Source organism: Streptomyces sp. NPDC048018 (genome assembly GCF_043202995.1).
Classification (GTDB): domain Bacteria; phylum Actinomycetota; class Actinomycetes; order Streptomycetales; family Streptomycetaceae; genus Streptomyces.
The window spans coordinates 132766-154628 of record NZ_JBIDBK010000002.1 but is presented as its reverse complement, the minus strand read 5'-3'; the positions used below and the strand labels follow the sequence as shown (position 1 = coordinate 154628).

Here is a 21863-nt window from a genome sequence, read left to right as displayed (position 1 = left end):
CATCCCGCCGCCGCGGGATGCCCCCCTCAGGCGTCGCCCAGCTCGTGCGCGTACGGAGGCTCCGCGCCCGCCCGCGTACAGGTGACCGCCGCCGCCCGCGCCGCGAAGGACAGCAGCTCCCGCCAGTCCGCCCGGGACAGCGCGGCCGGCTCCCGGCCGGCGAGCGCGTGCAGCAGGGCCGCGTTCACCGTGTCGCCCGCGCCGATCGTGTCCGCCACCCGCACCCGCACGCCCGGCACCGACACCTCGTACCCGGGGGTGAAGACCGTCAGGCCCCCGGCGCCCCGGGTCAGCACCACCGCGGCCGGGCCCGCAGCCAGCCACTCCTCCGGGCCGCCGCCCAGCCAGGCCGCGTCCTCCTCGGAGAGCTTCAGGAGCGAGACATCAGGCAGCCAGCCCGCGAACCGCTCCCGGTACGCCACCGGGTCCGGGATGAGCCCCGGCCGGATGTTCGGGTCCAGCAGGGTGAAGGCGCCCTCCCGCGAGGAGCGCCGCAGCAGGGCCTCGTACGCGCTCGCGCCCGGCTCCAGAGCCAGGGAGCAGGTTCCGAACGCCACCGCCCGCACCCCCTCCGGCAGCCGCTCGGGGACCGTGAAGAGCCGGTCCGCCGTGCCCTCCACGTAGAAGCCGTAGCGCGCGGAGCCGTCCGGGCCCACCGAGGCCACCGCCAGCGTCGTCGGCTCCGGTCCGCGCTGGACGAGACCGGTCCCGACCCCCGCCGCCCGCAGCCCGGCCACCAGCGCCTCCCCGAAGGCGTCCGTCGAGACCCGGGAGCAGAAGGCCACGTCCGCGCCGATCCGCCCGAGGGCCACCGCCGTGTTGTACGGGCCGCCGCCCGGGCGGGGCAGCAGCGGGGCGAGAGGGCCCGGCGCCCCGTCGGGGACCAGGTCGATCAGGGACTCACCTGCGACGACGATCACGTACGGAACGTAACCCATGCCGACCCGTCGGGACAGGCCCCGCCGCAGGTGCCCGCGGGGCCGCCGGTATCGTCGGTTCGGTCCCCACTCACGACGTCTTGTCCCCGACCCGACCGATGGAGCACTCATGTCCGGCCAGACCCCTCGCCGCACCGTACTGAAAGGCGCCGCCCTCGCCGGGGCCGCCGGGCTGGGTGTCGCCGCCTGCTCCACCGACTCCAAGCTGGGTCACGCCGAGAACCCCACGCCGACCGCCCCGGTGACCCTCGGCGCGGCCGACGAGGTCCCCGTCGGCGGCGCCAAGCTCTACCGCGAGCAGCGGGTCCTCGTGCACTGCCCCGCCGAGGGCCGGTACAAGGCCTTCAGCGCCCAGTGCACCCACGCCGGCTGCCTCCTCGACAAGATCGAGAAGGACGAGGGCCACTGCCCCTGCCACGGCAGCCGCTTCGACGTCACCACCGGCCGGGCCGTCCAGGGCCCGGCGACCGTGCCGCTGCCCGAGGTCCCGGTGCGGGTCGAGAACGGCCGGCTGATCGCGGGCCCGAAGGCCTGAGGCCCGTCCTCCGGACCAGGCCGGGATCGGTGGTGTCCGGCACGCGCGTCTGCCGCGTCGCCGTCGGTCGCCACGGCATGGCTCCCTGCACGGCGCCTTGCGGCTGCACGCACCAGCCGCGTCCTCGATCTCACGGGGCCGTGCACCCGGCCCGGCGGCCGCCTCAGGCCCAGTCCCAGTCGATGCCCAGGATGCCCGGGCGCACCCCCTGCTCCACCAGGTGCACCGCCCGGTGCCGGCCGGTCAGGGTCAGCTCGGACCGCCCGCCGCGCGGTGCCCCCGTGGACGCCTGGGCGAAACGGCGGCACCGCACCGGAAGGGCGGCCTCGTCGAAGCGGACCTGCAGCACGTACTGCCCGCCCGCGAAGCTGAAGCCGCGCACGTACTCCCGGCTCGGTCCGCCCGTGCCGTCCTCAAAGCCGTACGAGAAGACGTAGGTGTCCCCGGCCCGCAGCCGGGCGTCGAAGAGCAGCTCGGCGACCAGCACCCCGGTCCCCGCGTGCCGGCGGACCCGCCCCACCCGGCAGTTCTCCGCCGCCCGCACCTCCACCCGGTCCGGATCGCAGCCCGGATCGCCCCGGTGGATCGCCAGATAGCGGTCGATCCCGTCCCGGTGTGCCCGCACCACCTGCTGCGAGTCCCGCCCGAGCAGCTCCCGGCCCGCCCCGATCCGCACCCGCTCCTGGTGCCCCACCGTGTGCAGCCCGCCGTCGGTCGGGGACTCCAGCTCGGCCAGCAGCTCCTCCACGACCCCCGAGGCCTCGACCAGCGAGCGGTACGAGCGGGCCGCCGGGCGCTCCACCTCCGCGCGGACCGCGGCGTCCTCGGCGAGCAGCCGGATCAGCGAGTTGCCCGGCAGCTGCAGCACCTCCTCCAGGGCCCGCACCGCCTTCATCGACTCCGGCCGCTGCGGCCGGCGGGCCCCCTGCTGCCAGTAGCTCAGGGACGTCACACCGACCTTCACGCCCCGGTGCGCCAGATGGTGCTGGACCCGCTGCAGCGGCAGCCCGCGCACGGCGAGCGCGGTGCGCAGCGCCAGATGGAAGGGACCGGTGTGCAGCAGCTGCACCAGATCGGCCTCGGTGTGGCCCACGAGGTCTCCTCAGTGAACGTTCACGGTGGGGGAGGCGGCGCGTCGGGGCGCCCCGGCGGTCGGGCAGGTGGACCGGCGACGGCCGTTCACACCCCGCCCCCACCGTTCACAGCTCGTCGTCACCCCGCATTGAAGCGTGTTGACCCGATCCGGACAACGCCCGATGCTCCAGACCAGCGTCCGGACGCGCTCCTCTCCTCCGACTCCCCACATCCCCACACCGGGAGGAACGCGATGCGCACCAGAAAGACCCTCGCGGCACTCGCCGCGGCAGCCGCCCTCTTCGCCGTCCCCGCCCCCTCGGCGTCCGCCGCGCCGACGGCCGGTCCGGACGGCGCCGCGGACGGCGTGTCCGCTCTCGCCTCCAAGCGCCTGAACATCACCATGCAGGCCCAGCAGAAGACCAACTGGTGCTGGGCCGCGAGCGGCAACACCATCGCCACCTGGTACGGCCGGAACTACAGCCAGAACCAGTTCTGCAACGCCGCCTTCGGCCGTCAGCAGGGCTACGACTGCCCCAACTGGCAGGCCGACCTGGGCAACGTCCAGAACGGGCTCAGCTGGGCGGGCATCAGACCCGGTTCGTACGTGACCGGCTGGCTGCGGTACTCGACCGTGCAGACCGAGATCAACGCCGGGCGCCCCGTGGAGACCCGGATCCAGTGGTCCGGCGGTGGCGGGCACATGCACGTCGTGTACGGCTACGACGACGCCGACAGCTGGGTCTACTGGGGCGATCCCTGGCCCTCCAGCGACCGCTACAACTGGGCCTCCCACGCCTGGTACGTGAACAACAGCACCTTCTCCTGGACCCACTCGCTCTACCGGATCGGGGCGTGACGACGATGGACCTTCGTACCCGTGCCCTGGGGGCCGGTCTGCTGGCCGCCGCCGCCCTCGTCGCCCTGGGGGCGGTGCCGGCCCACGCGACCGGCGGCCCCGGTGCCGGCGGGGCGCTTCCGGTCGCACCGACGCCCGAGAAGGCGGCCGCCGCGCCGCGCACGCTGGACACCGTCGCCCGTTTCTTCGCCCGGGACGACGCCGCCTCCGCCCGTGCGGCGGCTTCGCCCCGCATCGAGGGAGCGTCGGTGCCCGTACGGCTCCTGTCGCCCGACTTCGTGGCCGGGAAGCCGGGCGCGCCGGTGGCCCGCGTCGAGTTCCACGCCAGCAAGGCGGTCGCCGCGGACGGCCGGACTGCCTCGCTGTGGTCCGTGCGCGGTCCGGGCGGCGGCTGGCAGGTGGTCAACATCGCCACCGGCGACGACGAGGTCCGCTACACGGCGCAGGGGCTGCGGCTGCTGCCGGGCGGGACCGTCTTCCGGGAGCCGCAGATCGACGCGTGGTACGTCCAGAAGGGCGCGAAGGTGCTGCCGCTGGACGAGGACGCGGTGCGGGCGGTGGGGCGGAACGGGACGTCGCTGGACGCCTATCGGGTGCGTGTGACGAAGGCGTACGGGGACAAGCTGCCCGGTTCCGCGTACGCCCGCCGGGGTGCGGCCGGGGGGTACGACACCGGGGCCCACGCCCCCGTGGCCGCCCCGGCCGCGTCCGCGCACGACGAGCCCGCCGTGACCGCCGCGGCGGCGGGCGGTGCGGGTGCGCTGCTGGCCCTGGCCCTCGCCGGCGGCGCGGCCGTCCGCCGCCGCACCCGGTAGCGCCGGCCCGCGGCCCGTCGGCCCCGCCCGGGGGATCCCCGGGCGGGGCCGACGGGCTCAGCGGAACGCCGGGCCTCGCCGCGCCCGCGCACCTACCGCTCCGACCCGGGCCGGGAGGGCCGGCGCCGTGGTGGTACGGGGAGGCGCAGCGGGCGGAACGCGCCGCTCGGACGCGGTCCCGCGGGCCCGTCCGTGCCGCCCCGGCAGGACGGTCGGCCCCACGGAGTGAGGCGCGAAGCCCGCACGGCCGCCGTGCGTGCCCCCGCCGTACGGGCCGCCCCGGGGGGCGGGCAGGGGTCGCTACTGGGCCAGGTAGCCGCCGTCCACCGGGAGGATCGCGCCGGTGACGAAGGAGGCCTCGGGGGAGGCGAGGAAGAGGATGGCCGCGGCGACCTCCTCGGGGCGGCCGAAGCGGGCCATCGGGTGGGCCCTGGCGACCGTGTCGAGGTACTCCGGGCCGCCCGGCTCGTCGCGGACGGCGGCCACGCGTTCCGTCTCGATCGTGCCCGGGGCGACCGCGTTGACGCGGATGCCGTGCGCCGCCCACTCCACCGCCAGGTGCTTCGTCAGGCCCGTCGCCACGAACTTGGCCGGGCCGTAGACCGCCTGCCGGGCCTGGCCCGCGACGCCCGAGACGGACGAGGTGCACACGATCGCCCCGCCGCCCGCACCCCGCATCGCCTCGATCGCGTACTTGCAGGTGAGGAACGTGCCCCGGCCGTCGACCGCCATCACCTCGTCGAAGTCGGCGGCGCTCGCCTCGGTGATGTCGAGCAGCGGGATCACACCGGCGTTCGCCACGAGGACGTCGATGCGTCCGAAGCGCTCCACCGCGGTGGTGATCATGCGGCGGGCGTCCGCGTCGACCGAGACGTCGCCCACCACCGTCACCACCCCGTCGCCGAGCGTGCCCAGCCGCTCCGCGTTCACGTCCGCCGCCACCACCCGCGCGCCCTCCGCGGCGAAGCGCAGCGCCGTCGCCCGGCCGATGCCGTCCGCCGCGCCCGTCACCACGCACACCTGTCCGGCGAGCCGTCCTGAAGAACCCTGGTTCGTCATGTCCGGCCAACGAGCGCACGCGGCCTGAGTGTCGGTCCCCGCCAGTAGGGTGGGAGCCATGGCCGACCCCTCCAGCTACCGCCCCAGGCCGGGACAGATCCCCGACTCGCCGGGGGTCTACAAGTTCCGCGACGAGCACCGCCGGGTGATCTACGTCGGGAAGGCGAAGTCCCTGCGCCAGCGCCTGGCGAACTACTTCCAGCCGCTCGCGAGCCTGCACCCGCGTACGGCGACGATGGTGACCACGGCGGCCTCCGTGGAGTGGACCGTCGTGGCGACCGAGGTCGAGGCGCTGCAGCTGGAGTACTCCTGGATCAAGGAGTTCGACCCCCGGTTCAACGTGAAGTACCGGGACGACAAGAGCTACCCGTATCTCGCCGTCACCCTCGACGAGGAGTTCCCGCGGGTCCAGGTCATGCGGGGGCACAAGAAGAAGGGCGTGCGCTATTTCGGGCCGTACACGCACGCGTGGGCCATCCGCGAGACCGTCGACCTGATGCTCCGGGTGTTCCCGGTGCGCACGTGTTCCGCGGGGGTCTTCCGCAACGCCGCGTCGGCCGGGCGGCCCTGCCTGCTCGGCTACATCGGGAAGTGCTCCGCGCCCTGCGTCGGCCGGGTCGACGCGCAGGAGCACCGCGAACTGGCCGAGGACTTCTGCGACTTCATGGCCGGCCGCACCGGCACCTATCTGCGCCGCCTGGAGAAGCAGATGATGATCGCGGCCGAGGACCTGGAGTACGAGAAGGCCGGCCGGCTGCGCGACGACATAGAAGCCCTGCGCAAGGCCATGGAGAAGAGCGCGGTGGTGCTCGCCGACGCCACCGACGCCGATCTGATCGCGCTCGCCGAGGACGAGCTGGAGGCCGCCGTGCAGATCTTCCACGTGCGCGGCGGCCGGGTCCGCGGCCAGCGCGGCTGGGTCACCGACAAGGTCGAGGCCGTCGACACCGCCGGGCTCGTCGAGCACGCCCTCCAGCAGCTGTACGGCGAGGAGAGCGGCGACGCCGTCCCCAAGGAGGTGCTCGTCCCCGCGCTGCCGGAGGACACCGAGGCGGTCACCGCCTGGCTGTCCGGGCGCCGCGGGTCGAACGTGTCCCTGCGCATCCCGCAGCGCGGCGACAAGAAGGCCCTCATGGAGACGGTCGCCCGGAACGCCCAGCAGTCCCTGGTGCTGCACAAGACCAAGCGGGCCAGCGACCTCACCACCCGCTCCCGGGCCCTGGAGGAGATCGCCGAGGCCCTCGACCTGGACTCGGCGCCGCTGAGGATCGAGTGCTTCGACATCTCGCACCTGCAGGGCGAGGACGTCGTGGCCTCCATGATCGTCTTCGAGGACGGGCTGCCGCGGAAGAGCGAGTACCGCCGCTTCCAGATCAAGGGCTTCGAGGGCCAGGACGACGTCCGGTCCATGCACGAGGTGATCAGCCGCCGCTTCAAGCGCTATCTCGCCGAGAAGGAGAAGACCGGCGAGTGGGGGGACGGGGAGGTGCCCGCCGAGACCGGCGGGCGCGACGAGGACGGGCGGCCCAGGCGCTTCGCCTACCCGCCGCAGCTCATCGTCGTCGACGGCGGGCAGCCCCAGGTCGCCGCGGCCCGCCGCGCCCTGGACGAGCTCGGCATCGACGACATCGCCGTCTGCGGCCTTGCCAAGCGCCTGGAGGAGGTCTGGCTGCCCGGCGACGACGACCCGGTCGTGCTGCCGCGCTCCAGCGAGGGCCTGTACCTCCTTCAGCGGGTACGTGACACGGCTCACGACTTCGCCATCCGCTACCAGCGGTCCAAGCGCACCAAGCGCATCCGCAGCAGCCCCCTGGACGCCGTCCATGGCCTGGGGGAGACGCGCAAACAGGCGCTCATCAAGCATTTCGGCTCGGTCAAACGGCTCCGGCAGGCGACAATCGAGCAGATCTGCGAGGTCCCCGGCATGGGCCGCAAGACGGCCGAGGCCGTGGCGGTGGCCCTCGCGCAGGCGGCCCCGGCCGCGCCCGCCGTGAACACGGCAACAGGAGAGATCATGGAAGACGACGGGGGCAGCACCGCATGACCACGCACGACGCGCACGAACAAGAGAACGAGTACGAAGGCGGAGCACCAGACATGAGTACGGGCACGACGGAGCCCGACGGCGAGAACAACGCCGACGCGGCCATCCCCGAGCTGGTGATCATCTCCGGCATGTCCGGGGCCGGGCGGTCCACCGCGGCGAAGTGCCTGGAGGACCTCGGCTGGTTCGTCGTGGACAACCTGCCGCCCGCGCTGATCCCCACCATGGTCGAGCTGGGCGCCCGATCCCAGGGCAACGTGGCCCGGATCGCGGTCGTCGTCGACGTCCGCGGCCGGCAGTTCTTCGACAATCTGCGCGAATCCCTGGCCGATCTCGACGCCAAGCAGGTCACCCGCCGCATCGTGTTCCTGGAGTCCTCCGACGAGGCCCTGGTCCGGCGCTTCGAGTCGGTCCGCAGGCCGCACCCGCTCCAGGGCGACGGCCGTATCGTCGACGGCATCGCCGCCGAGCGGGACCTGCTGCGCGAGCTGCGCGGCGACGCCGACCTGGTGATCGACACCTCCAGCCTCAACGTGCACGAGCTGCGCGCCAAGATGGACGCCCAGTTCGCCGGCGACGAGGAGCCCGAGCTGCGGGCCACCGTGATGTCCTTCGGCTTCAAGTACGGGCTGCCGGTCGACGCCGACCTCGTCGTCGACATGCGCTTCCTGCCGAACCCGCACTGGGTCCCCGAGCTGCGCCCCTTCACCGGCCTGAACGACGAGGTCGCCAACTACGTCTACAACCAGCCCGGGGCCAAGGAGTTCCTGGACCGCTACACCGAGCTGCTCCAGCTGATCGCCGCCGGCTACCGCCGCGAGGGCAAGCGCTACGTGACGATCGCCGTCGGCTGCACGGGCGGCAAGCACCGCTCCGTCGCCACCGCCGAGAAGCTGGCCGCCCGCCTGGCCTCGGAGGGCGTCGAGACCGTCGTCGTGCACCGGGACATGGGGCGCGAGTGAAACCGTACCGCCGGCGTACGTCCACCCTCTCGGTGCGGCGTACGCTCCGCAGGCGCGGCGCCCAGCCCAAGGTCGTCGCGCTCGGCGGCGGCATGGGCCTGTCGGCCTCCCTCGCCGCCCTGCGCCGCATCACCGGCGACCTGACCGCCGTGGTCACCGTCGCCGACGACGGGGGCTCCAGCGGCCGGCTCCGTGAGGAGCTGGGCGTGCTGCCGCCGGGAGACCTCCGCAAGGCGCTCGCCGCGCTGTGCGGCGACGACGACTGGGGCCAGACCTGGGCCCGGGTCATCCAGCACCGCTTCCAGTCCAAGGGCGAGATGCACGGCCACGCCGTGGGCAATCTGCTGATCGTCGCCCTCTGGGAGCAACTGGGCGGCGACCCCGTGCAGGCCCTCGACCTGGTCGGCAAGCTGCTCGGCGCGCACGGCCGGGTGCTGCCCATGTCCGCCGTGCCGCTGGAGCTCCAGGCCCTGGTCAAGGGCCACGACCCGGCGCGGCCGCACGACGTGGACACCGTCCGCGGCCAGGCCACGGTGGCCCTCACCCCCGGCGAGGTGCAGTCCGTGCACCTGGTGCCGCACGACCCGCCGGCCGTGCCCGAGGCCGTGGCCGCGGTCCTGGACGCGGACTGGGTCGTGCTCGGTCCCGGGTCCTGGTTCTCCTCGGTGATCCCGCACCTCCTGGTGCCCGAGCTGCTCGACGCCCTCGTGGAGACGAAGGCCCGTCGGGTGCTCTCGCTGAACCTCGCGCCGCAGCCCGGAGAAACAGAGGGCTTCTCCCCGCAGCGTCATTTGGAGGTTTTGGCACGACACGCCCCTAAACTCGCCCTGGACGTGGTGCTGGCCGACGAGGCCGCCGTGCGCGACGTGTCTGCCAGGGAACCTCTCACCGATGCCGCCAAGCGGCTCGGCGCCGAGGTCGAGCTGGCGCCGGTCGCCAGACCCGACGGTGCTCCGAAGCACGATCCGGAGCTGTTGGCCGCCGCGTACGACCGTATTTTTCGGATGCATGGAAGGATCGGCCCATGGCGATGACGGCAGCGGTGAAGGACGAGATCTCCCGGCTCCCCGTCACCCGGACCTGCTGCAGGAAGGCAGAGGTCTCGTCGATCCTGCGGTTCGCCGGCGGGCTGCACCTGGTGAGCGGCCGGATCGTGATCGAGGCGGAGCTGGACACCGCGATGGCGGCCCGCAGACTCAAGCGGGACATCCTCGAGATCTTCGGGCACAGCTCCGAGCTGATCGTGATGGCCCCCGGCGGGCTGCGCCGCGGCTCGCGCTTCGTGGTGCGCGTGGTCGCCGGCGGCGACCAGCTGGCCCGCCAGACGGGCCTCGTGGACGGCCGGGGACGCCCCATCCGGGGCCTGCCCCCGCAGGTGGTCTCCGGGGCCACCTGTGACGCGGAGGCCGCCTGGCGCGGGGCCTTCCTGGCGCACGGCTCGCTGACCGAGCCGGGCCGCTCCTCCTCCCTGGAGGTCACCTGCCCGGGCCCCGAGGCCGCGCTCGCCCTCGTCGGCGCCGCGCGCCGGCTGTCGATCGCGGCCAAGGCCCGCGAGGTCCGCGGGGTGGACCGGGTCGTGGTCCGGGACGGCGACGCCATCGGCGCCCTGCTCACCCGGCTCGGCGCGCACGAGTCGGTGCTGGCGTGGGAGGAGCGGCGGATGCGGCGCGAGGTCCGCGCCACCGCCAACCGCCTGGCCAACTTCGACGACGCCAACCTGCGCCGCTCGGCCCGGGCCGCGGTCGCCGCGGGCGCCCGGGTGCAGCGCGCCCTGGAGATCCTCGGCGAGGAGGTGCCCGAGCACCTCGCCGCCGCGGGCCGGCTGCGCATGGAGCACAAGCAGGCCTCCCTGGAGGAGCTGGGCGCGCTCGCCGACCCGCCGCTGACCAAGGACGCCGTGGCCGGCCGGATCCGCCGCCTGCTCGCGATGGCGGACAAGCGGGCCCAGGACCTGGGCATTCCCGGGACGGAGTCCAACCTGACGGAGGAGCTGGACGACAGCCTCGTCGGCTGAGAACGCCAACTCCCCACTGCCGGTGCCTTTCTGAGGTACCGGCAGTTTCGTTGGGCGGGCTTCGGCCGACGCGCCGGAGGCACCCTTGACAGGGGTATGAGCCGCCACGAATCTGGCGTCCGTTCACATTCGTGGCAGACGACAGCAAGGGGGGCTGATGAGGCGCACCGCGAGATCGATCCTCGCCGTGGCATCACTGCTGATCGCGGGTCTGGCGACGGCGCCCGGCGCCGGGGCGCGGACCGGGGGCGACGGCGGGGACGCCGAGCAGCTCTCCGTCTGGCGGGCGACGGTCACCAGGGAGCAGGTGCCGCTGCTGCTCGACGCGGGCACCGACGCCCACGAGCTGACCGAGCAGGTGCCCGCCAGGGGCGCCGCGACCGTCGAGCTCTATCTCACCGGGAGGCAGGCCGGGCAGCTGCGCCGGCAGGGCGTCGCGCTCACGGAGCACACCCTGACCGCACAGGCCGGGAAGCGGGTCGCGAGCGCCGGCGACGGCGTCTTCCGCCCGTACGGCGGCAAGGGCGGCCTCAAGGAGGAGATCCTGGACACGGCCCGGACCCACCCGGGGCTCACCAAGGTCGTCTCCATCGGCAGGACGGTCAAGGGGCAGGACATCCTGGCCCTGAAGGTCGGCAAGGACGCCCGCAGGTCCCGGGACGGCAGCAGACCGGCCACCCTGTACCTGTCCAACCAGCACGCCCGCGAGTGGATCACCCCCGAGATGACCCGCCGGCTGATGCACCACTATCTGGACGAGTACGGCAGGGACCCGCGGATCACGCGGATCGTCGACACCACCGAACTGTGGTTCGTGCTCTCCGCCAACCCCGACGGCTACGACTTCACCCACGCCGACCCCGCCCACCGCCAGTGGCGCAAGAACCTGCGTGACAACGACGGCGACGGGCGGATCGAGTCCGGCGACGGCGTCGACCTCAACCGCAACTTCGCCTACAAGTGGGGCTACGACGACGAGGGCTCGTCGCCCGACCCGGCCGACGAGACCTTCCGCGGCAGCGGCCCCATGTCCGAGCCCGAGACCCGGGCCCTGGACGCCTTCCAGAAGCGCATCGGCTTCCGCTACGCGGTCAACTACCACTCCGCCGCCCAGCTGCTGCTCTACGGGGTCGGCTGGCAGGTCGCCACCGACACTCCCGACGACGTGGCCCTCAGGGCGCTCGCCGGCACCCCGCAGAAGCCCGCGGTGCCCGGCTACCGGTCGCAGGTCTCCTCCGAGCTCTACATCACCAACGGGGAGGCCGACGGACACGCCGCGAACGTCAACAGGACGCAGATGTTCACCCCGGAGATGTCGACCTGCGCCACCGCCTCCCGGGTCGACCCGGACGACGCCTGGGATCCGGCCGACTGCGCGTCCGTCTTCACCTTCCCCGACGACGAGAAGCTGATCCAGGCCGAGTTCGCGAAGAACATCCCCTTCGCGCTCGCCGTCGCCGAGACCGCCGCGCACCCCGACCGTCCGGTCTCCCCGGTCGGCATCGAGGCGCCGGACTTCACCCCGGACGCCTTCGCCACCTCCTACGCCCGGGGGGCCGGCCAGGAGGTGTCCGTCACCGCCCGCAGGTCGCTGCGCGGCAAGACCCTGAACTACCGGATCAACGGCGGCCCCACCCGGCGCGAGGGTCTGGAGCCCTGGAAGGGCGGCGAGACCTACGGCGGCGGGGACAACCTCTACTTCGACGAGTACCGCGCGACGGTCGAGGGCGCGAGGACCGGCGACACGGTCGAGGTCTGGTACACCGCCCGCACCCGCGAGGGCGGGGCGACCGCGTCGACCCCGTTCACGTACACCGTGGCCGAGCGTCCCCGCGCCGACGTCCTCGTCCTCGCCGACGAGGGCGGCACCACCGCCGCCCGGCACGCCGGCGCCTATGTGCGGGCGCTCGCCGCGAACGGGCGCCGAGCCGCCGTCTGGGACGTCGCCACCCAGGGTGCCCCGCACGCCCTGGCCGTGCTGGGCCACTTCCGTACCGTCGTCTGGTACTCCGGCGCCGAGCAGCCCTCGGGGGCCGCTCTCCAGGCCGTCCGGGCCTATCTCAACGAGGGCGGCAAGCTGATCGACATGGGCGAGAAGTCCGGCGGCTTCGCCCAGGTCGGCCGTGCGCAGTCCAACGACTTCGCCCAGTACTACCTCGGCGCGTACCAGCGGGCGGGCCTCGACGGTCCGGCCTCCTTCGCCGGAGCCGGCCGCCTCGGCACCACCGGCACGCCCCTCGCCGCCGCGGCGGACAACCCGCTCGACAACGCCGGCGCGTACACCGTCACCTCCGACATCCTGAGGCCCGACCGCTTCCCGCAGTTCGCGAGCAGCGCGCCGGCGGGCGACTACCCGGGCGTCCGCACCCCCTTCGAGCCCTACGCGGGCAGCCGCTTCGCCGCGCTGCGGCACGCGGACGGCACCTGGGGCCGGCTGAGCCGGACCGTCGACCTGACCGGCGTCGCCGCCGCCTCGAAACCGAGTCTGACCTTCCAGGTCAGCTACGACACCGAGCCGGGCTACGACAACCTGGTCGTCGAGGCCCACACGGTCGGCCAGGACGACTGGACCACCCTGCCCGACGCCAACGGCGGCACCTCCGCGGAGCCGCCCGCCGACTGCGGGGAGGGCTACTACGTCCGGGAGCACCCCTTCCTGGCCCACTACCTGACCGTCGGCGCGGACGGCTGCACCGCCACCGGCACCACCGGCGCCTGGCACGCCTTCACCGGAGCCTCCAACGGATGGCGTCAGGCGAGCGTCGACCTGAGCGCCTACGCCGGCCGGAAGGTCGAGCTCGCGGTCTCCTACGTCTCCGATCCGGGCACCGGGGAGACGGGCGTCTTCCTCGACGAGCTCCGTCTCACGGCCGGGTCGGTGAGCGACACCGAGGGCTTCGAGAGCGGAATGGGCGATTGGTCCGTACCCGGGGCGCCGGCCGGCAGTCCCGGGAACACGAATGACTGGAAGAGTTCCGCGGCCCTCTTCCACTCGCGGGCAGCGGTCACCACCCGTGACACCGTCCTCATCGGCTTCGGGCTCGAGCACGTCCCGAATGCGGCGGATCGGGCGAATCTTCTCGGAAGGGCTCTTACTTCGCTCCGACGCTGAATCGGGCGCTCAGGCGAGCACCGGAAAATGTCACTCTCCGTAGCGGAAACCGGGGTGCGCGGAGGGTCCGTACCCGTTGGTAGGCAAGGGCTGTAGGCCTTTTTCCAGCACTTTCCGGGCGTGTACGACCGCACCAGATGTCACGCGTAGCCATCTGGAGAGGTAGGGTCGTAAGCGGTCGGGGACATCCCAAAAAGAAGCTCGCCGGGCGTCGAAACCCGGCGTACCTAACGAGGAGATCGGTTCGTGACGATCCGCGTAGGCATCAACGGCTTTGGCCGTATCGGTCGCAACTACTTCCGCGCGCTCCTTGAGCAGGGTGCCGACATCGAGGTCGTGGCCGTAAACGACCTGGGTGACACCGCGACCACGGCCCACCTGCTGAAGTACGACACCATCCTGGGCCGCCTCAAGGCCGAGGTGACCCACACCGCCGACACGATCACCGTCGACGGCCACACCATCAAGGTGCTCTCCGAGCGCAACCCGGCCGACATCCCGTGGGGTGAGCTGGGCGTGGACATCGTCATCGAGTCCACCGGCATCTTCACCAAGCGCGAGGACGCCGCCAAGCACCTCGCCGGCGGCGCGAAGAAGGTCCTCATCTCGGCTCCGGCCAAGGACGAGGACATCACCATCGTGATGGGCGTCAACCAGGACAAGTACGACGCGGCCAGCCACCACGTCATCTCCAACGCGTCGTGCACCACCAACTGTGTCGCCCCGATGGCCAAGGTCCTCGACGAGAACTTCGGCATCGTCCGCGGTCTCATGACCACGGTCCACGCGTACACCAACGACCAGCGCATCCTGGACTTCCCGCACAAGGACCTGCGCCGCGCCCGCGCCGCCGCGGAGAACATCATCCCGACCACCACGGGTGCCGCCAAGGCCACCGCGCTGGTCCTCCCGCAGCTCAAGGGCAAGCTCGACGGCATGGCCATGCGCGTCCCGGTCCCGACCGGCTCGGTCACCGACCTGGTCGTGGAGCTCTCCCGCGAGGTCACCAAGGACGAGGTCAACGCCGCGTTCAAGAAGGCCGCCGACGGCGAGCTCAAGGGCATCCTGTTCTACACCGAGGACGAGATCGTCTCCTCGGACATCGTGAGCGACCCGGCCTCCTGCACCTTCGACTCGTCGCTGACGATGGTCCAGGAGGGCAACTCGGTCAAGGTCCTCGGCTGGTACGACAACGAGTGGGGTTACTCCAACCGTCTCGTCGACCTCACCGTCTTCGTCGGCGGTCAGCTCTAAGCTCTAGGGCGGGCTTTCGATATGAAGCAGGGCTCGGGCAGCGCGAAGACGCGCTGTACGGGCCCTGTGTCGTGTGCTCCATCGCGTGTACCAAGGAGTCAGGAACAGATGAAGACGATCGACGAGCTGCTCGCCGAGGGCGTCTCCGGCAAGCGGGTGTTCGTCCGCGCCGACCTCAACGTGCCCCTCGACGGCACGACCATCACCGACGACGGGCGCATCCGCGCCGTCGTCCCCACCGTCAAGGCGCTCGCCGACGCGGGCGCCCGCGTGGTGGTCGCCTCGCACCTGGGCCGCCCCAAGGGCACCCCGGACCCGGCGTTCTCGCTCGCCCCGGCCGCCGCGCGGCTCGGCGAACTGCTGGGCGCCGACGTGGCGTTCGCGACCGACACCGTCGGCGAGTCGGCCACAGCGACCGTCGCGGGCCTCGACGACGGCCAGGTGGCCGTCATCGAGAACCTCCGCTTCAACCCGGGCGAGACGTCCAAGGACGACGCCGAGCGCGGCGCCTTCGCGGACCAGCTCGCCCGGCTCGCCGACCTCTACGTCGGCGACGGCTTCGGTGCGGTGCACCGCAAGCACGCCTCGGTCTTCGACCTCCCGGGCAGGCTGCCGCACTCCGCCGGCTACCTCATCGCCACCGAGGTCGGCGTCCTGAAGAAGCTCACCGAGGACGTCAAGCGCCCCTACGTCGTCGTCCTCGGCGGCGCCAAGGTGTCCGACAAGCTCGGGGTGATCGACCACCTGCTGGAGAAGGCCGACCGCATCCTCGTCGGCGGCGGCATGGCCTACACCTTCCTCAAGGCCAAGGGGCACGAGGTCGGCATCTCGCTGCTCCAGGCGGACCAGATCCCGGCCTGCCTGGACTACCTGGCCCGCGCCGAGAAGCGCGGCGTGGAGTTCGTGCTCCCGGTCGACGTCCTGGTCGCGCCCGAGTTCCCCGACCTGAAGACCAAGGCTCCGGCCCACCCCACCACGGTCGCCGCGGACGCCATCCCGGCCACCGAGGAGGGCCTGGACATCGGCCCGAAGACCCGTGAGCTCTACGCGGCCAAGCTGGCCGACGCGGGCACCGTCTTCTGGAACGGTCCGATGGGCGTCTTCGAGCACCCCGACTACGCGAACGGCACCCAGGCCGTCGCCCAGGGCCTGCTCGACTCGTCGGCCTTCACCGTGGTCGGCGGCGGCGACTCGGCCGCCGCCGTCCGCCTGCTGGGCTTCGACGAGAATGCATTCGGCCACATCTCGACCGGCGGCGGCGCCTCCCTCGAATACCTCGAGGGCAAGCAGCTCCCCGGCCTCGTCGCACTGGAGGACTGACCCCCTTATGAGCACCCGCACCCCGCTGATGGCGGGCAACTGGAAGATGAACCTCAACCACCTCGAGGCCATCGCCCACGTCCAGAAGCTCGCCTTCGCGCTGACCGACAAGGACCACGACGCCGTGGAGGTCGCGGTCCTCGTGCCCTTCACCGACCTGCGCTCCGTGCAGACCCTGGTCGACGGCGACAAACTGAAGATCAAGTACGGCGCCCAGGACCTCTCGGCGCACGAGTCCGGCGCGTACACCGGCGAGATCTCCGGCCCGATGCTGGCCAAGCTGAAGTGTGCCTTCGTGGCCGTCGGCCACTCGGAGCGCCGCCAGTACCACGCCGAGACCGACGAGCTCTGCAACGCCAAGGTGAAGGCGGCCTTCCAGCACGGCCTGACCCCGATCCTCTGCGTCGGCGAGGAGCTGGACGTGCGCGAGGCCGGCAACGCCGTCCCGCACACCCTGGCCCAGGTCGAGGGCGGCCTGAAGGACGTCCCGGCCGAGCACGCCGAGTCCGTCGTGATCGCCTACGAGCCGGTGTGGGCCATCGGCACCGGCAAGGTCTGCGGTGCCGAGGACGCCCAGGAGGTCTGCGCGGCGATCCGCGGCAAGCTCGCCGAGCTGTACTCGCAGGAGCTGGCCGACAAGGTCCGCATCCAGTACGGCGGCTCCGTCAAGGGCGGCAACGTGGCCGAGATCATGGCCCAGGCCGACATCGACGGCGCGCTGGTCGGCGGTGCCTCGCTGGACGCGGACGAGTTCGTGAAGATCGTGCGCTTCCGCGACCAGTGATGATGTAGAGCGGCGGACGCGATCCGTCGTACCCTTGCGGGGGTCGGGCAGGTACCCTGTCCGGCCCCCGTCCGTATAAGTCCGAGGAAGTTGGTCCAGCCGTGGTTATGGGGTTCTCGATCGCCCTGATCGTCTTCAGTGCGCTGCTGATGCTGCTCGTGCTGATGCACAAGGGGAAGGGCGGCGGCCTCTCCGACATGTTCGGTGGCGGCATGCAGTCGTCCGTCGGTGGCTCCTCGGTCGCCGAGCGCAACCTGGACCGCATCACCGTGGTGGTCGGTCTGCTGTGGTTCGCGTGCATTGTCGTACTTGGGCTGCTGATGAAGATGGACGGGTAACTCCAATCACTGGACGCGCGTTGGGCCTTACGTAGACTGGGGCATCTTCGAGCACCATCACGCAGGGAGTTACGACCGTGGCAAGTGGCAACGCGATCCGGGGAAGCCGGGTCGGAGCGGGGCCGATGGGGGAGGCCGAGCGGGGCGAGTCGGCACCGCGCCTCCGCATCTCCTTCTGGTGCTCGAACGGGCACGAGACGCAGCCGAGCTTCGCCAGTGACGCACAGGTTCCGGACACCTGGGACTGCCCGCGCTGTGGCTTCCCGGCCGGCCAGGACCGGGACAACCCGCCGGACCCGCCGCGCACCGAGCCCTACAAGACGCACCTCGCGTACGTACGGGAGCGGCGCAGCGACGCGGACGGCGAGGCGATCCTCGCCGAGGCGCTCGCCAAGCTCCGCGGCGAGATCTGAGCACGGCGTGACGACGTAGAGCGTGAGGAACGGGCGCCGCCCGCGAACCGGATTCGCGGGCGGCGCCCGTTCGCCGTTCCGGCCCGCTGCCCGCGTGCCCGTCGGCGTTGCGCGCGGTGAGCGCGAGGGCGGCCGTCGCCCGCGAGGAGGTCGGCTGCGCCACGCGCGCGTAGAGGCAGTCGAGGATCGGCAGCACCGGGTGCCGGGTGCCGAAGCCGCCGTGCCGGAAGCCGGTCGGGGCGGCCGTGGAGGTCGGGTGGACGCCGGCCGTGCGGGCCGCCGGGGACCGCGGGTCCCCGGTCACGGGGCGACCGTCGTGGCCCCCGCTCGCCGGGACTCGCCGACCGGCTGTACGCCCTCGCCACGCCCCGGTCCCAGGACCTGTTCGTCATCATCCCCCCACTCCGGCGTCAGCACCGCCGTCGTCGACCTCGCGCTCAAGGTGACCGGGGCCCGGCATCCGCTCGTCGCGCCGACCTCCCTGGAGCACCCGCACGCCGTCCCCGCCCGCCACCGCGGCGGGCGCCGAACACGTTTCACACACCGCATCAATTAGGTTGGAGGTGCAGCGGGGCACACACGCAGGACACGGAGAAACACGAAGAAATGGGCGAAGTCGAGATGACGAACGCGGGACGTACCAGGCTCAACCAGCTGCCCGAGTGGGCGGCCCTCGGCAAGCACCGCGAGCAGCTGGGCGACACCCACCTGCGCGAGCTGTTCGCCGCCGACGCACGGCGCGGCACCGACTACACGCTGCGCGTCGGCGACCTGTATCTGGACTACTCCAAGCACCTGGTGACGGACGAGACCCTGGCGCTGCTGCGCGAACTCGCGGCCGCCACCGGGGTCGCCGAGCTGCGCGACGCCATGTTCCGCGGCGAGAAGATCAACAACACCGAGCACCGCGCGGTGCTCCACACCGCGCTGCGCGCCCCGCGCGGGGCGGTCGTCGAGGTGGACGGCGTCGATGTGGTCCCCGAGGTGCACGCCGTCCTCGACAAGATGGCCGGCTTCGCCGACAAGGTCCGGGCCGGCGAGTGGACCGGCCACACCGGCAAGCCCATCAAGAACATCGTCAACATCGGTATCGGCGGCTCGGATCTCGGCCCCGCCATGGCCTACGAGGTCCTGCGCTCCTTCACCCGGCGCGACCTGACGTTCCGTTTCGTCTCCAACGTCGACGGCGCCGACCTGCACGAGGCCGTCCGCGACCTCGACGCCGCCGAGACCCTCTTCGTCGTCGCCTCGAAGACCTTCACCACCATCGAGACGATCACCAACGCCACCTCCGCCCGCAACTGGCTCCTCACCGAGCTGAGGGCCGGTCAGGAGGCCGTCGCCAAGCACTTCGTGGCCCTGTCGACCAACGCCGGGAAGGTCGAGGACTTCGGCATCGACACGGCGAACATGTTCGGGTTCTGGGACTGGGTCGGCGGCCGCTACTCCTTCGACTCCGCCATCGGGCTGTCCCTGATGATCGCCGTCGGGCCGGCCGCCTTCCGCGAGATGCTCGACGGATTCCACCTGGTCGACGAGCACTTCCGCACGGCCGCCCCCGAGGAGAACGCGCCGCTGCTCCTCGGCCTCCTCGGCATCTGGTACGGCGCCTTCTTCGACGCCCAGTCGCACGCGGTGCTCCCGTACTCGCACTACCTGTCGAAGTTCACCGCGTACCTCCAGCAGCTCGACATGGAGTCGAACGGCAAGTCCGTCACCCGCGACGGACAGCCGGTCGACTGGCAGACCGGACCCGTCGTCTGGGGCACCCCCGGCACCAACGGCCAGCACGCCTACTACCAGTTGATCCACCAGGGCACCAAGGTCATCCCGGCAGACTTCATCGGCTTCGCCGAGCCCGTCGCCGATCTGCAGCCCGGCCTGGTCGCCCAGCACGACCTGCTCATGGCCAACTTCTTCGCCCAGACCCAGGCGCTCGCCTTCGGCAAGACGCCCGACGAGGTCCGCGCCGAGGGCGTCCCGGAGGAACTCGTCCCGCACAAGACCTTCCAGGGCAACCACCCCACCACCACGATCCTGGCCGACGCGCTGACGCCGTCCGTGCTCGGCCAGCTCATCGCGCTGTACGAGCACAAGGTCTTCGTCCAGGGCGCCGTCTGGAACATCGACTCCTTCGACCAGTGGGGCGTCGAGCTCGGCAAGGTCCTCGCCAAGAAGATCGAGCCGGTGCTGACCGAGGGCCGGGGGGCCGAGCAGCTCGACTCCTCCACCGCGGGGCTCGTCGCCGCCTACCGCTCGCTGCGTGGCCGGAACCGAAAGGCCTGAGGGAGGTGACGGGGGAGAACGCGGTCCGGCTGCGCCCGCCCAGGAACGCCCTCGACCGGCGGGCCGTCGGCTGGTGGCGGGTGCAGCTGCTGGTCGCCACCGCCGTCCCGGCGGGCGTCCTGGGGGTGCTCGGCGCCTTCATCGGGCCGGCCAGGACCTGGCTCCTGGGTGCCGCCGCCGCGGTGGCGCTGCTCGGGCTCGCCGCGACCGCGTTCCTCCCCGCCTGGTGGTTCCGGGTGCACCGCTGGGAGGTCACGGACGACGCCGTGTACGTCCGTACCGGAGCCCTCCGGCAGGAGTGGCGGATCGCCCCCATGTCCCGGATCCAGACCGTCGACACCGTACGCGGCCCACTGGAACGGGCCTTCCGGCTCGCCACCGTCACGGTGACCACGGCCTCCTCCAGGGGGGCGATCCGCATCGAGGGCCTCGACCACGAGCTCGCCGCCGGACTCGCCGAACGGCTCACCGCGATCACCCGGGCCACCCCCGGGGACGCGACATGAGCACCGCCGGGCCGGAGGAGGACTGGCGGCGGCTCGCCCCGCGCACCCTGCTCGCCGGCGTCGCCGTCCTGTGCGGCGTCGCCGGCGGCGCCGCGGTCCCCGCCTTCCTCAGCCTCTCCTCCGGCTCCCGGCCGCTGTGGCAGGCCGCCGCCTGGGTCCTGGCCGGGGCCGTCCTGATCGTCGGCGGCGGCTGCGCCGCCGACCTGGTCCGGCTGCGCCGCACCCGCTACCGCGTGGGTCCCGACCGGGTCGACCTCCACACCGGGCTGCTGGTCGTCAAACGGCGCTCCCTGGCCCGCGAACGCATCCGCAGCGTCGACCTCACCGCGAACCCGCTGGAACGCCTCCTCGGCCTGGTCAAGGTGCGGATCGGCACCGGCGAGCACACCGACGGCGAGTCCACCCTCGCCCTCGACCTGGTCACCCGGGCCGAGGGTGAGCACCTCCGCCGCACCCTGCTCGCCCGCGCCGCCGGCCCGTCGGCCGACCCCGCGCACGACGGCGTCCTCGCCCTGCTCGACCCGCGCTGGATCCGCTACGCCCCGGTCTCCTTCGTCGCCCCGCTGCTCGGCGGGGCCGCGGCCGGTGCCGTCCTGCAGGTGAGCGACTGGTTCGGCGCGCAGAAGCAGGTCATCCACTGGATAGGCGACCGGTTCGAGGACGTGTCCCTGCCGTGGATGATCGTCGACCTGGCGCTGCTCGCCGTCGTCGCCGGGATGATCGGCGCCCTCGGGCTGTGGATCGAGATGTGGGGGGACTACCGCCTGGAGCGCGAACCCGGCGGCACGCTCCGGGTCCGGCGCGGCCTGCTCACCGCCCGTTCCGTCTCCCTGGAGGAACGCCGGCTGCGCGGCGTCGAGCTCGTCGAGCCCCTCGGCGTACGCCTCCTGCACGCCGCCCGCGTCGACGCCGTGGCCACCGGCCTCGCCCAGGACGACGACGACCGGCACGGCGACCTCAAGAACCTGCTGCCGCCCGCGCCCCGGGCCGTCGCCCTGCGGGTCGCCGCCCGGGTGCTGCAGGAGGCCGAACCGCCCTTCGGGGCACCGCTCGCCGCCCATCCCCGTGCCGCCCTCGCCCGGCGGGTGCGCCGGGCACTGTGGGCCGGGCTCGGTCCGGCGGCCCTCCTCGCCGTCCTCGGCCTCCGCCTCACCCCCGTGCTGCTGTACGTCGCGGCCGGTGTCGGCGCGGTGCTCACCCCGGTCGCCCTGCTGCTCGCCCGCGATGCCTACCGCAGCCTCGGACACGGCATCAGCGGTGCCTGTCTGGTGGCCCGTTCGGGGACCGTCCGCCGCTCCACCGTGGCCCTGCGGCGGGACGGGATCATCGGATGGACCGTGCGGCAGTCCTGGTTCCAGCGCCGCGCCGGAGTGCTCACGCTCAGCGCGACGACGGCCGCCGGAGACGGCGCGTACGACGTCCACGACGCCGGCGAGAGCCAGGGCCTGGCCTTCGCCGCCGAGGCCGTGCCGGGTCTCCTCGCGCCCTTCCTGGAAACGCCGGAGGCCCGGTCCACCGAGCGGTGAACCGGGCCTCCCGGACGAGCCCGA

Annotated in this window: 19 protein-coding genes; 16 read left to right on the top strand and 3 right to left on the bottom strand. The window is 72.6% G+C overall.

Features of this window, described 5'->3' with window-relative positions; genetic code table 11:
* Positions 1-26: 26 nt before the first annotated feature.
* A complete protein-coding gene (locus ACGF1Z_RS06560; RefSeq protein ID WP_393000648.1) occupies positions 27-920 on the bottom strand; it encodes a carbohydrate kinase in 894 nt (297 codons plus the stop codon).
* Positions 921-1047: 127 nt separating this feature from the next.
* Here ACGF1Z_RS06560 and ACGF1Z_RS06555 point away from each other — a divergent pair, with 127 nt between their 5' ends.
* Complete coding sequence (locus tag ACGF1Z_RS06555) at positions 1048-1473, top strand: Rieske (2Fe-2S) protein (protein ID WP_393000646.1); 426 nt, start codon at positions 1048-1050, stop codon at positions 1471-1473.
* Positions 1474-1636: 163 nt separating this feature from the next.
* On the opposite strand, the gene ACGF1Z_RS06550 is transcribed toward ACGF1Z_RS06555, so the two are convergent.
* Positions 1637-2566: a hypothetical protein gene (locus tag ACGF1Z_RS06550; RefSeq protein ID WP_393000644.1), complete on the bottom strand. Its 930-nt coding sequence runs from the start codon at positions 2564-2566 to the stop codon at positions 1637-1639.
* Positions 2567-2800: 234 nt separating this feature from the next.
* Here ACGF1Z_RS06550 and ACGF1Z_RS06545 point away from each other — a divergent pair, with 234 nt between their 5' ends.
* Both ACGF1Z_RS06545 and ACGF1Z_RS06540 read left to right on the top strand, forming a co-directional pair.
* A complete protein-coding gene (locus tag ACGF1Z_RS06545; protein ID WP_393000642.1) occupies positions 2801-3406 on the top strand; it encodes a papain-like cysteine protease family protein in 606 nt (201 codons plus the stop codon).
* Between the two features lie 5 nt (positions 3407-3411).
* Positions 3412-4221, top strand: coding sequence for a hypothetical protein (locus tag ACGF1Z_RS06540; protein ID WP_393002399.1), 810 nt, complete (start codon positions 3412-3414; stop codon positions 4219-4221).
* Between the two features lie 300 nt (positions 4222-4521).
* Here the strand turns inward: ACGF1Z_RS06540 and ACGF1Z_RS06535 are convergent, their stop codons facing one another.
* Positions 4522-5280 (bottom strand): SDR family NAD(P)-dependent oxidoreductase, encoded by a 759-nt coding sequence (locus ACGF1Z_RS06535; protein WP_393000640.1) that lies wholly within the window; start codon positions 5278-5280, stop codon positions 4522-4524.
* A gap of 58 nt (positions 5281-5338) precedes the next feature.
* Here ACGF1Z_RS06535 and uvrC point away from each other — a divergent pair, with 58 nt between their 5' ends.
* The 13 genes from uvrC to ACGF1Z_RS06470 all read left to right on the top strand — a co-directional run bounded on the left by uvrC (position 5339) and on the right by ACGF1Z_RS06470 (position 21839).
* Positions 5339-7324: an excinuclease ABC subunit UvrC gene (uvrC, locus tag ACGF1Z_RS06530; protein WP_393000638.1), complete on the top strand. Its 1986-nt coding sequence runs from the start codon at positions 5339-5341 to the stop codon at positions 7322-7324.
* Positions 7321-8286, top strand: a complete 966-nt coding sequence (gene rapZ, locus ACGF1Z_RS06525) for an RNase adapter RapZ (protein WP_393000636.1) — start codon at positions 7321-7323, stop codon at positions 8284-8286. Before uvrC ends, rapZ begins: the two co-directional genes overlap by 4 nt.
* Positions 8175-9320 carry a uridine diphosphate-N-acetylglucosamine-binding protein YvcK gene (yvcK, locus tag ACGF1Z_RS06520; protein ID WP_393002397.1) on the top strand — a complete coding sequence of 382 codons (1146 nt, stop codon included), beginning with the start codon at positions 8175-8177 and terminating at the stop codon, positions 9318-9320. The genes rapZ and yvcK overlap by 112 nt, the downstream gene beginning before the upstream one ends.
* Entirely contained in the window at positions 9311-10300 is a 990-nt protein-coding gene (gene whiA, locus ACGF1Z_RS06515; RefSeq protein WP_030205188.1) for a DNA-binding protein WhiA, read from the top strand. The genes yvcK and whiA overlap by 10 nt, the downstream gene beginning before the upstream one ends.
* A gap of 157 nt (positions 10301-10457) precedes the next feature.
* The gene (locus tag ACGF1Z_RS06510; RefSeq protein ID WP_393000634.1) at positions 10458-13412 is read left to right on the top strand and encodes a M14 family zinc carboxypeptidase; all 2955 of its coding nucleotides are present in this window, start codon (positions 10458-10460) and stop codon (positions 13410-13412) included.
* A 246-nt stretch (positions 13413-13658) separates the two neighbouring features.
* Positions 13659-14666 carry a type I glyceraldehyde-3-phosphate dehydrogenase gene (gene gap, locus ACGF1Z_RS06505; protein WP_393000632.1) on the top strand — a complete coding sequence of 336 codons (1008 nt, stop codon included), beginning with the start codon at positions 13659-13661 and terminating at the stop codon, positions 14664-14666.
* Positions 14667-14774: 108 nt separating this feature from the next.
* Entirely contained in the window at positions 14775-15986 is a 1212-nt protein-coding gene (locus tag ACGF1Z_RS06500; RefSeq protein ID WP_393000630.1) for a phosphoglycerate kinase, read from the top strand.
* 7 nt (positions 15987-15993) lie between these two features.
* Positions 15994-16770: a triose-phosphate isomerase gene (gene tpiA / locus ACGF1Z_RS06495; RefSeq protein WP_393000628.1), complete on the top strand. Its 777-nt coding sequence runs from the start codon at positions 15994-15996 to the stop codon at positions 16768-16770.
* A gap of 107 nt (positions 16771-16877) precedes the next feature.
* The gene (gene secG, locus ACGF1Z_RS06490) at positions 16878-17108 is read left to right on the top strand and encodes a preprotein translocase subunit SecG (protein WP_265866124.1); all 231 of its coding nucleotides are present in this window, start codon (positions 16878-16880) and stop codon (positions 17106-17108) included.
* A gap of 77 nt (positions 17109-17185) precedes the next feature.
* Positions 17186-17521 (top strand): RNA polymerase-binding protein RbpA, encoded by a 336-nt coding sequence (locus ACGF1Z_RS06485; protein WP_003957010.1) that lies wholly within the window; start codon positions 17186-17188, stop codon positions 17519-17521.
* 621 nt (positions 17522-18142) lie between these two features.
* A complete protein-coding gene (gene pgi, locus ACGF1Z_RS06480; protein WP_393002395.1) occupies positions 18143-19807 on the top strand; it encodes a glucose-6-phosphate isomerase in 1665 nt (554 codons plus the stop codon).
* Positions 19808-19812: 5 nt separating this feature from the next.
* The gene (locus ACGF1Z_RS06475) at positions 19813-20313 is read left to right on the top strand and encodes a PH domain-containing protein (RefSeq protein WP_393000625.1); all 501 of its coding nucleotides are present in this window, start codon (positions 19813-19815) and stop codon (positions 20311-20313) included.
* Entirely contained in the window at positions 20310-21839 is a 1530-nt protein-coding gene (locus ACGF1Z_RS06470; RefSeq protein ID WP_393000623.1) for a PH domain-containing protein, read from the top strand. Before ACGF1Z_RS06475 ends, ACGF1Z_RS06470 begins: the two co-directional genes overlap by 4 nt.
* Positions 21840-21863 lie beyond the last annotated feature (24 nt).

Coding starts and splice junctions, on each gene's coding strand:
- secG (WP_265866124.1), top strand. CDS start 16,878: ATGGGGTTCTCGATCGCCCTGATCGTCTTCAGTGCGCTGCTGATGCTG.
- whiA (WP_030205188.1), top strand. CDS start 9,311: ATGGCGATGACGGCAGCGGTGAAGGACGAGATCTCCCGGCTCCCCGTC.
- uvrC (WP_393000638.1), top strand. CDS start 5,339: ATGGCCGACCCCTCCAGCTACCGCCCCAGGCCGGGACAGATCCCCGAC.
- rapZ (WP_393000636.1), top strand. CDS start 7,321: ATGACCACGCACGACGCGCACGAACAAGAGAACGAGTACGAAGGCGGA.
- ACGF1Z_RS06535 (WP_393000640.1), bottom strand. CDS start 5,280: ATGACGAACCAGGGTTCTTCAGGACGGCTCGCCGGACAGGTGTGCGTG.
- ACGF1Z_RS06540 (WP_393002399.1), top strand. CDS start 3,412: ATGGACCTTCGTACCCGTGCCCTGGGGGCCGGTCTGCTGGCCGCCGCC.
- ACGF1Z_RS06510 (WP_393000634.1), top strand. CDS start 10,458: ATGAGGCGCACCGCGAGATCGATCCTCGCCGTGGCATCACTGCTGATC.
- tpiA (WP_393000628.1), top strand. CDS start 15,994: ATGAGCACCCGCACCCCGCTGATGGCGGGCAACTGGAAGATGAACCTC.
- ACGF1Z_RS06500 (WP_393000630.1), top strand. CDS start 14,775: ATGAAGACGATCGACGAGCTGCTCGCCGAGGGCGTCTCCGGCAAGCGG.
- ACGF1Z_RS06545 (WP_393000642.1), top strand. CDS start 2,801: ATGCGCACCAGAAAGACCCTCGCGGCACTCGCCGCGGCAGCCGCCCTC.
- pgi (WP_393002395.1), top strand. CDS start 18,143: ATGACGAACGCGGGACGTACCAGGCTCAACCAGCTGCCCGAGTGGGCG.
- ACGF1Z_RS06470 (WP_393000623.1), top strand. CDS start 20,310: ATGAGCACCGCCGGGCCGGAGGAGGACTGGCGGCGGCTCGCCCCGCGC.
- ACGF1Z_RS06555 (WP_393000646.1), top strand. CDS start 1,048: ATGTCCGGCCAGACCCCTCGCCGCACCGTACTGAAAGGCGCCGCCCTC.